Below are 11850 nucleotides of genomic sequence, written 5' to 3' on the forward strand. Positions count from 1 at the left end.
CCACCATCGGATCGGTGGCCGGAGACCTCAGCCCGCTGGCCAAGGCGCACGTCCTCACCGAGGCCCTGCCGTGGCTGCAGCGCTTCGCGGGCAAGATCATCGTGGTCAAGTACGGCGGCAACGCGATGGTCGACGACGAGCTCAAAGCCGCCTTCGCCCAGGACATGGTGTTCCTGCGCACCTGCGGGATCCACCCCGTCGTCGTCCACGGCGGCGGACCGCAGATCTCGGCGATGCTGACCCGGCTCGGTCTCGCCGGCGAGTTCCGTGGCGGTTATCGCATCACGACACCCGAGGTGATGGACGTCGTCCGTATGGTGCTGTTCGGTCAGGTCGGTCGCGAACTCGTCGGACTGATCAACGCCCACGGCGCCTACGCGGTCGGCATCACCGGTGAGGACGCCCACCTGTTCACCGCCACCCGACGCACCGCTCTGGTCGACGGCGTGGCCACCGACATCGGTCTTGTCGGCGACGTGACCACCGTCGACCCCCGTGCCGTCACCGACCTCATCGCGGCCGGTCGGATCCCGGTGGTGTCGACCATCGCCCCCGACGCCGACGGCGTGGTCCACAACATCAACGCCGACACCGCGGCCGCCGCACTGGCGCAGGCCCTGGGTGCCGAGAAGTTGGTGATGCTCACCGACGTCGAGGGGCTCTACACCGACTGGCCCGACCGCGGCTCGCTCACCTCGAGCATCGACGTCGACTCCCTCGAAGCACTTCTGCCGCATCTGGACTCGGGGATGATCCCCAAGATGGAGGCCTGCCTGCGTGCGGTCGCCGGCGGCGTGCCCCGTGCCCACGTGATCGACGGCCGCGTCGCGCACTCGATGCTCCTCGAACTCTTCACCGGGGAGGGCATCGGGACCATGGTCGTCCCGACCGGGGGACCGGACACATCACAGGACACCGAGGTGAACTCATGACCGCACCGATGCAGCAGCGGTGGTCGCATGCGCTGATGGACAACTACGGCACCCCCGCGGTGGCGTTGCGCAGCGGACGAGGCGCGGTCGTCACCGATGTCGACGGCACCGAGTACCTCGACCTGCTCGGCGGTATCGCCGTGAACGCGCTCGGACACGCCCACCCGGCCGTGATCGACGCCGTCACACGGCAGCTGAGCACCCTCGGGCACGTCTCCAACCTCTACGTCAGCGAACCGGTCGTCGCGCTCGCCGAGACGCTGCTCTCCCGGTTGGGGACCCCGGGCCGTGCCTTCTTCTGCAACTCCGGCGCCGAGGCGAACGAAGCGGCATTCAAGATCGCCCGCCGCACGGGACGGCCGAACATCGTGGCCGCCGAGAACGGGTTCCACGGACGCACGATGGGTGCCCTCGCCCTCACCGGACAGCCGGCCAAGCGGGCACCGTTCGAACCGATGCCCGCCGGCGTGTCCCACGTCCCCTACGGCGACATCGACGCACTCGACGCCGCCGTCGACGAGCACACCGCCGCGGTGTTCCTCGAGCCGATCCAGGGTGAGGCAGGCGTGGTGGTCCCACCCGCCGACTACCTCGCCGCGGCGCGTCGCATCACCACCGATCGGGGGGCGCTGCTCGTCCTCGACGAGGTGCAGACCGGTATCGGACGCACCGGCGCGTTCTACGCCCACCAGACGGTCGGCATCGTTCCCGACGTCGTCACCCTGGCGAAGGGGCTGGGCGGCGGCCTGCCCATCGGTGCGTGCCTCGCGACCGGTGTCGCGGCCGACCTGCTCTCGCCCGGCCAACACGGCACGACGTTCGGTGGCAACCCGGTGTGTGCCGCGGCGGCGCTGGCGGTGATCGGCGAGATCGACTCCGCAGAACTCCTCGACCACGTGGCCGCGGTCGGCAAGACCCTCGCCACCGGCATCGAGGATCTCGACCACCCGATGATCTCCCACGTGCGGGGAGCCGGACTCCTCCTCGGTGTCGTGCTCACCGAACCCGTTGCCGCACAGGTGGAGAAAGCCGCGCGCTCGGCCGGTTTCCTCATCAACGCGCCGGCCGGCGACGTGCTGCGACTGGCGCCGCCGCTGATCCTCACCGAGGACCAGGCGAACGGATTCGTCTCCGCGCTGCCCGACATCCTCGACGCCGCCCGTGACGCGGCGGCCCTCACGAATTCCGGAGCGTCCTGATGGTCCGACATTTCCTGCGCGACGACGACCTCACCCCGGCCGAGCAGGCCGAGGTGCTCGCCCTCGCCGCCGAGGTCAAGCGTGACCCGTTCGCGCACCGGCCCCTCGAGGGACCCCACGGCGTCGGGGTCATCTTCGACAAGAACTCCACCCGCACCCGGTTCTCCTTCGAGGTCGGCATCGCCCAGCTCGGCGGCCACGCGGTGATCGTCGACGGCAAGTCGAGCCAGATGGGCCGCGACGAGACCCTGGAGGACACCGGCCGGGTGCTCTCGCGCTTCGTCCGCGCCATCGTGTGGCGGACCTACGGCCAGGAGCGTCTCGAGGCCATGGCCTCTACCGCTACGGTCCCGGTCGTCAACGCCCTGTCGACCGAGTTCCACCCGTGCCAGGTGCTCGCCGACCTGCAGACCATCATCGAACACAAGGGGACCGCGGCGGGTCTGTCGATGACCTACCTCGGCGACGGTGCGAACAACATGGCGCACTCGCTGCTGCTCGGCGGCGTTACCGCGGGCATGAACGTCACCGTCGCCGCCCCCGAGGGTTTCACCCCGGCACCGTTCGTCATCGAGGCCGTGCGGGCACGCGCCGCGGAGACCGGCGCCGTGGCAAAGGTCCTCACCGACCCGCTCGCCGCGGTCGCCGGTGCCGACATCGTCGTCACCGACACGTGGACGTCGATGGGCGACGAGGGCGACGGCCTCGATCGCGTCGCGCCGTTCCGGCCCTACCAGGTGAACGACGCACTGCTCGCCGAGGCCGCCGACGACGTCATGGTGATGCACTGCCTTCCCGCGCACCGCGGGGAGGAGATCACCGGCGAGGTCATCGACGGACCCCGCAGCGTCGTCTTCGCCGAGGCCGAGAACCGTCTGCACGCCCAGAAGGCGTTGTTGATCTGGCTCTTGGAGCACTCGTGAGCGCCGCGCCGTGGGGGCGGCCGTCGCCGACCCGCGCGGGACGTCTGGCCGAGATCGTCCACATCCTCTCCGCCACACCGGTGCGCAGCCAGGTCGAGCTGCAGACGCTGCTCGCGCAGGCCGGGATCGACGCGACCCAGGCGACGCTGTCCCGCGATCTCGACGAACTCGGTGCGGTGAAGTTGCGTGCCGCCGACGGCGGCGCGGGCGTCTATGTGGTGCCCGAGGACGGGTCGCCCGTCCGCGGCGTGTCCGGTGGCACCGACCGGCTGTCGCGGCTGCTGGCCGACCTGCTGGTGTCGACCGACCACAGCGGCAACATGGCCGTCCTGCGCACACCGCCGGGTGCCGCGCATTATCTCGCCAGCGCGATCGACCGTGCCAGCCTGGCTCAGGTGGTGGGCACCGTCGCCGGTGATGACACCATCTTCGTGGTCGCCCGCGACGGCCACAGCGGCGCCGACCTCGCCCGCATGATCGAGGGCCTCGCATGACCACATCCGACCCCGGCCCCGCCGGAACCGACCGACACACGACAACCAGGGAGCTCCAGAACTCATGACTGAACGCGTCATTCTCGCCTACTCCGGAGGACTGGACACCTCAGTCGCCATCAGCTGGATCGGTCGCGAGACCGGCAAGGAGGTGGTCGCGGTCGCGATCGATCTCGGCCAGGGCGGCGAGGACATGGAGGCCATCCGGCAGCGCGCCATCGACTGCGGCGCCGTCGAGGCCGTCGTCGTCGACGCCCGTGACGAGTTCGCCGAGGAGTACTGCCTGCCCACGGTGCAGAACAACGCGCTCTACATGGACCGCTATCCGTTGCTCTCGGCCATCAGCCGTCCGCTGATCGTCAAGCACCTCGTCGAGAACGCGCGCTCGCACGGCGGCACCGTCGTCGCCCACGGTTGCACCGGCAAGGGCAACGATCAGGTCCGCTTCGAGGTCGGGTTCAACACTCTCGCACCCGAACTCGAGGTGCTCGCACCCGTGCGCGACTACGCGTGGACCCGCGAGAAGGCGATCGCGTTCGCCGAGGAGAACGCGATCCCGATCAACGTCACGAAGAAGTCGCCCTTCTCCATCGACCAGAACGTGTGGGGGCGGGCCGTCGAGACCGGTTTCCTCGAGGACCTCTGGAACGCGCCCACCAAGGACGTCTACGACTACACCGACGACCCGACGGTCAACTTCTCCGCACCCGACGAGCTCGTCATCAGCTTCGACAAGGGCCGCCCGATCGCCATCGACGGTCGACCGGTGTCGGTGCTCGAGGCGATCCAGGAACTCAACACCCGCGCAGGCAAGCAGGGAGTGGGCCGTCTCGACGTCGTCGAGGATCGGCTGGTGGGCATCAAGAGCCGCGAGGTCTACGAGGCGCCCGGCGCGATGGTCCTCATCCGCGCCCACGAGGAACTCGAACACGTCACCCTCGAACGCGAGCTCGGACGCTACAAGCGTCGCACCGACCAGAAGTGGGCCGAGCTGGTCTACGACGGTCTCTGGTACTCGCCTCTCAAGAGCGCACTCGACGCCTTCGTCGCCCAGACACAGGAACACGTCACCGGCGACATCCGGTTGGTGCTGCACGCGGGCACCGTGGTGATCAACGGCCGGCGCAGCCCGGAGTCGCTCTACGACTTCAACCTCGCCACCTACGACGCGGGCGACACCTTCGACCAGTCGTCGGCCAAGGGCTTCGTGCAGCTGCACGGCCTGTCGTCGAAGATCGCCGCGCGCCGCGATCGCGGCGACGTCGCACCGCAGGGGCAGTGACGGCGCCGATGACCTCCGCAGGCGATGGCGGCGCCGGTCGCGACGGCCACGGCACCAACACCGGCGCGCTGTGGGGCGGACGTTTCGCATCCGGGCCGGCCGACGCGATGGCCGCGCTGAGCAAGTCGACCCATTTCGACTGGGCGCTGGCGCCGTATGACGTGAAGGCGTCGGCAGCCCATGCCCGCGTGCTCCACGGCGCGGGACTGCTCTCCGACGCCGACCTGACGACCATGCTCGACGGTCTGTCGCGGCTCGGTGCGGACGTCGCCAGTGGCGCGTTCGGACCGGCCGAGTCCGACGAGGACGTCCACGGCGCCCTCGAACGGGGGCTCATCGAGCGGGTCGGGGCCGACGTCGGTGGCCGTCTCCGTGCGGGACGGTCCCGCAACGATCAGGTCGCCACGCTGTTCCGGATGTGGCTGCGCGACGCCCTCCGACGGGTCGCCGACGGTGTCCTCGATGTCGCGGCCGCCCTCGTCGAACAGGCGCAGCGGTATCCCGATGTCGCGGTGCCGGGCAAGACGCATCTGCAGGCCGCCCAGCCGGTCCTGCTCGCCCATCACCTGCTCGCGCACGCGCACCCGCTGCTGCGCGACGTCGACCGCCTCGTCGACCTCGATCGTCGCGCCGCGGTGTCGCCGTACGGTTCGGGCGCGTTGGCGGGGTCGTCGCTGGGCCTCGACCCCGACGCCATCGCCGCCGACCTCGGCTTCGACAGTGCGGCCGAGAACTCGATCGACGCCACCGCGTCGCGGGACTTCGCGGCCGAGGGCGCCTTCGTCCTGGCCATGATCGGTGTCGACCTGTCGCGCCTCGCCGAGGACGTGATCCTTTGGACCACATCCGAATTCGGGTACGCGACACTGTCCGACGCGTGGTCTACCGGTAGCTCGATCATGCCGCAGAAGAAGAACCCCGACGTCGCCGAACTCGCCCGCGGCAAATCCGGACGCCTCATCGGCAACCTGACCGGGCTGCTCGCGACGCTCAAGGCACAACCCCTGGCCTACAACCGTGATCTGCAGGAGGACAAGGAGCCGGTCTTCGACTCCGTCGCCCAGCTCGAACTGCTGCTGCCCGCGATGGCCGGGATGGTCGCCACCCTCGAGTTCCACCCCCAGCGCATGGCCGATCTCGCGCCCGCCGGCTTCACCCTTGCCACCGACATCGCCGAGTGGATGGTGCGCCAGGGTGTTCCGTTCCGTGTCGCGCACGAGGTGGCCGGCGCCTGCGTGCGGGCCGCGGAAGCGCGGGGGATCGGTCTCGACGAACTCGCCGACGCGGACTTCGCCGCCATCTCCGGTGACCTGACGCCCGCGGTGCGGTCGGTCCTCACGGTCGAGGGGTCCATCGGTTCGCGATCGGCGCGCGGCGGTACCGCGGGTGTCCGCGTCGCCGAACAGCGCGCGCGGGTCGCCGACCGGATCGCGGCTCTGCGCGGGTGGGACGAGGCGTCGCAGGATCGTGAGTAGAGTGACACCGATCACGGATCCATCGACCAGGAGGTAGTCAGGGTGGTCGGCATCCCGAACGTCGGACGAGCGCTGGACCGGGTCGTCGCGACCGCCCAGAACGGTCTCGAGGTCATCCGCATGGGTGGGCTCGACACCGGCACCCGGCCGACGCCGTTCCGGGTCGAGGAGACCGCGCCGATGTACCGGCTGCGGCGCTACTTCCCCGACGATCTCAACGGTGGTCCGCCCGTCCTGCTGATCCCGCCGATGATGGTGTCGGCCAACGTCTACGACGTCACCCCGCACAACGGTGCGGTGTCGATCCTGCACGGTCAGGGGATCGACCCCTGGGTCGTCGACTTCGGCTCACCCGACCAGGAGGCCGGGGGCATGGAGCGCACCCTGGCCGACCACATCGTGGCCATCGACCAGATCATCGACCTCATGCACGAGGAGACCGGGCGCGACGTCCATCTCGTCGGCTACAGCCAGGGCGGGATGTTCGCCTACCAGGCCGCCGCGTACCGGCGGTCGCAGCAGATCGCGAGCCTCACCACCTTCGGCAGTCCCGTCGACGTGCTGGCCGCACTGCCGCTGGGTTTGCCCGCCAACATCATGGCCCCGCTGGCCGAGGTCTTCGCCGACAACGTCTTCAACCGCCTCAACATCCCGGGTTGGTTGGCGCGCACCGGTTTCCAGCTGCTCGACCCGGTGAAGGCCGCCCGTAGTCGCATCGATTTCCTGCGCCAGCTCCACGACCGCGACGCCCTGCTGCCGCGTGAGGATCAGCGCCGATTCCTGGAGGCCGACGGGTGGGTGGCCTGGTCGGGTCCGGCGATCGCCGAACTCCTGCGCCAGTTCGTGGTCCACAACCGCATGGTGTCGGGTGGGTTCGTGATCCGCGACCACCTCGTCACCCTCGCCGAGATCACCTGCCCGGTCCTCGCTTTCGTCGGTGGCGCCGACGACATCGGGCAACCGGCGGCGGTCCGCGGCATCAAGCGCGCCGCGCCGCGCGCCGATGTCTACGAGACGATGCTGCCGGTGGGTCACTTCGGACTCGTGGTCGGTTCGGTGTCGGGGGCGCAGAGCTGGCCCACCACCGCCCGGTGGATCCAGTGGCACGAGGGCAACGGCGAGATGCCCGAGACCATCGCGCCGATGGCGGAGACCCCGCAGCAGAACACCGGATCCGGGGTCAGCCTCGCCTCGCGTGTCACCCACGGCATCGGTGCGGTCGCCGACGCGGGCGCCGGTGTGAGCCGTGAGGTGGTCGCGGCGGCGGGATCGTTCCGACGCACGTCGCAGGCGGTGCTGCGGGAGTCCGTGCGGACGCTGCCCCGTCTCATGCGGCTCGGCCAGATCCAGCCCGGCACGCGGATCTCGTTGGGCAAGTTGATGAGTGAGAACGCCGAGCGTGCCGGACGGCGTGAGCTGTTCCTCTTCGAGGACCGCGTGCTGAGCCACACCGAGGTCAACACCCGCATCGACAACGTCGTCCGCGGTCTCATCCAGTGCGGGGTGCGGCCCGGCGAGCACGTCGGCGTCATGATGGAGACCCGTCCCAGTGCCCTGGTGGCCATCGCTGCGCTGTCACGGCTCGGGGCCGTCGTGGTCCCGCTTCCGCCGTCGTCCGACCTCGCCACGATGTTGCGCCTCGCCGACGTGCTGGTCGTCGTCGCCGACCCGGTGAGCCTCGACGAGTGCGTGCCCCACGCCGAGCGCGTGCTGGTCCTCGGTGGCGGCGACGTCCGCGACATCCCGCAGGCGGACGGCGACAAGGTCATCGACATGGAGCAGATCGACCCCGACCGGGTCGAGGTGCCCTCGTGGTACCGGAGCGACCCGGGCCTCGCGAGCGATCTGGCGTTCATCCTCTTCACCGGCGCCGACGGCGCCCTGCAGAAGTGGCCGATCAGCAACCACCGCTGGGCGATGTCGGCGTTCGGTGCGGCGTCGGCGGCCTCGCTCACCGACAACGACACGGTCTATTGCCTGACACCGCTGCACCACGCGTCGGGTCTGCTCACCACCCTCGGTGCGACCGTGGTCGGCGGTTCGCGGATCGCGCTGTCGTCGGGGATCGGGCCGGAGAGTTTCGCCCGCGAGGTCTACCGCTACGGGATCACCGTCGTCTCCTACACCTGGACGATGATGCGTGACATCGTCCGCGACACCGACCTGGCGATCACCGATCACAACCCCATCCGCCTGTTCATCGGGTCGGGCATGCCCGCGGGTCTGTGGGACGACGTCGTCGAACGCTTCCCCGACGCCGGTGTCATCGAGTTCTATGCGACCTCCGACGGAGCGGCGATCCTCGCCAACATCTCCGGCGGCAAGGTCGGGTCGGTCGGTCGACCGCTGCCCGAGACGAACCGTGTCCGCGTCGCGGCCTGGGACGTCGTGGAGGAACGGTTCCTGCTCGACCCGCGCGGGTTCGTGCGCGAGGCCCACGTCGACGAGGTCGGACTGTTGCTGGCGCAGACCCGGCAGCGCAACGAGACCGGTGCGACGGTTCTGCGCGACGTCTTCGGTCGCCACGACCGGTGGGAGACCTCCGGTCAGCTCGTCCGCCGCGACGTCGACGGTGACCATTGGCTGATGGCCGGCGTGCACAGTGTCATCAAGTCGTCGGAGGGGCCGCTGTACCCACAGCCGATCATCGCGGCCCTGTCGCGCCATCCCGATGTCGACCAGGTCGTCACGTATTCGGTCGGCGCGCCGGGCGCGCAGCTCGCGGTGGCGGTGGTCTCACCGCGCCGGGCAACCAACGCGCTGACGGTGTCGTCGCTGCGTGTGGCGTTGGCGGGGCTGTCGGCCGCGGAACGTCCGCACATCGTGTGGGCGGTGGACGAGATCCCGGTGAGTCACTCCTACCGACCACTGCCGGGGTCGTTCCGCGCGCAGGGGCTGCCGAAACCCAGCACGCGGGTCTGGTACCGCGACGACACCGGCCGCTATCGCCGCCTCACCCGCACCGTGCTCGCGGAGAAGGAATGGGAGATGGCGTCGGCGGACAGCGTGTCGTCGAACGGGAGTGCGGCCCGTACGTCCTGAGTTGATCGATCGCGAGGCGGTCGCGCGCCGTCCGGGACCGCGTTCGTAGAGTGGGTGGGACACCTCGTCCGGGGGTGCCGACACCTATCCGAGGAGCAGACATGCCGCTCGATGCCTTCCTGCGCGAGAGACTCGTCTGCCCGCAGGACCACGGCGAACTGCTCTACATCGAGGCGACCGGGGGATCCGACGAGGTGCTCTACAACCCTCGACTGCGTCAGGTGTACCGCATCGACGAGGGCATCCCGGTCCTGCTCATCCCCGAGGCGCGCTCGGTCGACGACGCCGAACACGACACCCTGATCGCCCGCGCCGGCGGCTGATCGCCCCCGGTGTCCGATGCGCTGCTGACCGCCGACGAACTCGCCGTCGACCCGGTCACCGCGGCCCGCCGCATCCTCGGATGTGACCTCGTCGCACCCGCCGATGCCGACACCGGTCCGGTGCGTCTACGGATCGTCGAGGTGGAGGCGTACGGGGGACCGGAGGGCGGACGTCACGCGGATCCCGCCGCACACAGTTTCCCCGGTCCGACGCCACGCAACGGCGTGATGTTCGGTCGGGCCGGGCGGCTCTACGTCTACCGGTCCTACGGCATCCACCTCTGCCTCAACGTCTCGGCGGAGGTCGACGGCGAGTCAGCCGCGGTGCTGCTCCGTGCCGCCGAGGTGACCGACGGGCACGACACCGTTGTCCGTCGCAGGTCACGGACGCGGTCGACGGAAGTGCCCGCGGATCGCCTGGCCATGGGCCCCGGCAACCTGGGAGCGGCCGTCGCGGCAGACCTCGACGACAACGGCGTCGACCTGTGTTCCCCCGCGAGCCCGCTGCGCCTCGAGCGCCGGGTACCTCTCGACCAGGACGCGGTCATGTCCGGTCCGCGGGTCGGCATCACCATCGCCACCGGGCGCCCGTGGCGCTTCTGGATCGCCGGATCACCGGCGGTCTCGGCGTTCCGGGCCGGTTCGGCCGCGGTCCGCAGACGTCGGTTGGCCGCGGGGACGATCGATGCGGAAGGATCGGACTGGTGAGCACCGACATCATCGACGAGCTGCAGTGGCGCGGCCTGATCGCGCAGTCCACCGACATCGACCACCTGCGGGAGGCGCTGGCGGCCGGGGTCGTGTCGGTGTACAACGGATTCGATCCGACCGGTCCTAGCCTGCACGCTGGACACCTGGTCCCGCTGCTGACCCTGCGACGTTTCCAACTCGCCGGGCACCGGCCGATCGTGCTGGCCGGAGGGGCCACCGGAATGATCGGTGATCCCCGTGAGGTGGGGGAGCGATCGATGCAGACCTCCGACGTGGTCGGGGAATGGGCCGAACGCATCCGCGCGCAATTGGAGCGGTTCGTGGACCTCGACGCGTCACCCACCGGGGCAGTGGTCGTCAACAATCTCGACTGGATCGGCGCGTTGTCGGTCGTCGATTTCCTTCGTGACGTGGGCAAGCACTTCCCGGTCAACGTCATGCTGTCCCGCGACGTGGTCAAACGGCGTCTCGACGCCGACGGCATCAGCTACACCGAGTTCAGCTACATGCTCTTGCAGGCCTACGACTTCGTCGAGCTGCGCCGTCGCCATGACTGCACTCTTCAGCTTGGTGGGTCCGATCAGTGGGGGAACATCGTCGCGGGTGTCGATCTTGGGCGGCGGGTGCTGGGTGAGAGCCTGCACGCGATGACGGTTCCGCTGGTCACCGCCTCCGACGGGAAGAAGTTCGGCAAGACGACCGGTGGCGGAGGGGTGTGGCTCGACCCCGAGATGACCAGCCCGTACGCCTGGTACCAGTACTTCGTGAACACCGCCGACGCCGACGTCGTGCGCTACCTGCGGTGGTTCACGTTCCTGGGTCGTGAGGAGATCGACGCGCTCGAGACCTCGACCACCGAGACACCTCATCTTCGCGCGGCCCAGAAGCGGTTGGCGGCGGAGATGACGACGCTCGTCCATGGGGCCGAGGCCACTCGTGCGGTGGAGACCGCGAGCCAGGCGCTGTTCGGTCGCGCCGATCTCGGTGACCTCGACGCGGGGACCCTGACCGCTGCGCTGTCGGAGACCGTCGTCGCCGACTACACCTCCGGCGACGAGCCCACGATCGTCGAGCTGTTGGTCGCGACAGGACTCAGCGACGGCAACAAGGCAGCTCGACGGACCGTCGCCGAGGGTGGCGCGTACGTCAACAACGTGAAGATCTCCGACCCGGACTGGGTGCCGGCGTCGTCGGACCTGCTGGCCGGCGGATGGCTCGTGGTGCGTCGGGGCAAGCGAAACGTCGCCGGTGCGCGGTTCCGTTAACGTTCGCACGCCTCTGACCAGGCGATTTGACGCTGCGTTCGCGCCTGTGTAACTTTCATATCGCACCGCAGAGCGGGGGAAACAGACCGGAGAGAGTTTCCGGGGGAACTTCCGCGCTTGGGGTGCAAATCCCATGTCAGAGATCGTTGGGAAACAACGCGCTCTGACGGGGCTCACGGAGCCTGGTTCTCCACAGGATCAGAC

At 69.5% G+C, this 11850-nt stretch carries 10 protein-coding genes; all 10 read left to right on the plus strand.

Annotated features, from left to right (window positions below; genetic code table 11):
- Positions 1–5: 5 nt before the first annotated feature.
- The 10 genes from argB to tyrS all read left to right on the plus strand — a co-directional run bounded on the left by argB (position 6) and on the right by tyrS (position 11646).
- Positions 6–932, plus strand: a complete 927-nt coding sequence (gene argB / locus ACQ7HM_RS17405) for an acetylglutamate kinase (RefSeq protein ID WP_434217519.1) — start codon at positions 6–8, stop codon at positions 930–932.
- Entirely contained in the window at positions 929–2131 is a 1203-nt protein-coding gene (locus ACQ7HM_RS17410; RefSeq protein WP_434217466.1) for an acetylornithine transaminase, read from the plus strand. The genes argB and ACQ7HM_RS17410 overlap by 4 nt, the downstream gene beginning before the upstream one ends.
- A complete protein-coding gene (gene argF, locus ACQ7HM_RS17415) occupies positions 2131–3054 on the plus strand; it encodes an ornithine carbamoyltransferase (RefSeq protein ID WP_434217467.1) in 924 nt (307 codons plus the stop codon). The genes ACQ7HM_RS17410 and argF overlap by 1 nt, the downstream gene beginning before the upstream one ends.
- The gene (locus tag ACQ7HM_RS17420; protein ID WP_434217468.1) at positions 3051–3548 is read left to right on the plus strand and encodes an arginine repressor; all 498 of its coding nucleotides are present in this window, start codon (positions 3051–3053) and stop codon (positions 3546–3548) included. The genes argF and ACQ7HM_RS17420 overlap by 4 nt, the downstream gene beginning before the upstream one ends.
- A gap of 64 nt (positions 3549–3612) precedes the next feature.
- Positions 3613–4830, plus strand: a complete 1218-nt coding sequence (locus ACQ7HM_RS17425; protein ID WP_045822997.1) for an argininosuccinate synthase — start codon at positions 3613–3615, stop codon at positions 4828–4830.
- Between the two features lie 8 nt (positions 4831–4838).
- A complete protein-coding gene (gene argH / locus ACQ7HM_RS17430) occupies positions 4839–6305 on the plus strand; it encodes an argininosuccinate lyase (RefSeq protein WP_434217469.1) in 1467 nt (488 codons plus the stop codon).
- Positions 6306–6347: 42 nt separating this feature from the next.
- Positions 6348–9347 (plus strand): alpha/beta fold hydrolase, encoded by a 3000-nt coding sequence (locus ACQ7HM_RS17435; RefSeq protein WP_434217470.1) that lies wholly within the window; start codon positions 6348–6350, stop codon positions 9345–9347.
- Positions 9348–9448: 101 nt separating this feature from the next.
- Positions 9449–9670, plus strand: coding sequence for a Trm112 family protein (locus tag ACQ7HM_RS17440; RefSeq protein ID WP_434217471.1), 222 nt, complete (start codon positions 9449–9451; stop codon positions 9668–9670).
- Between the two features lie 9 nt (positions 9671–9679).
- The gene (locus tag ACQ7HM_RS17445) at positions 9680–10378 is read left to right on the plus strand and encodes a DNA-3-methyladenine glycosylase (protein WP_434217472.1); all 699 of its coding nucleotides are present in this window, start codon (positions 9680–9682) and stop codon (positions 10376–10378) included.
- Positions 10375–11646, plus strand: coding sequence for a tyrosine--tRNA ligase (tyrS, locus tag ACQ7HM_RS17450; protein WP_434217473.1), 1272 nt, complete (start codon positions 10375–10377; stop codon positions 11644–11646). Before ACQ7HM_RS17445 ends, tyrS begins: the two co-directional genes overlap by 4 nt.
- Positions 11647–11850: the final 204 nt, after the last annotated feature.

This window comes from Williamsia sp. MIQD14 (genome assembly GCF_051025635.1).
Taxonomy (GTDB): Bacteria; Actinomycetota; Actinomycetes; order Mycobacteriales; family Mycobacteriaceae; genus Williamsia_A.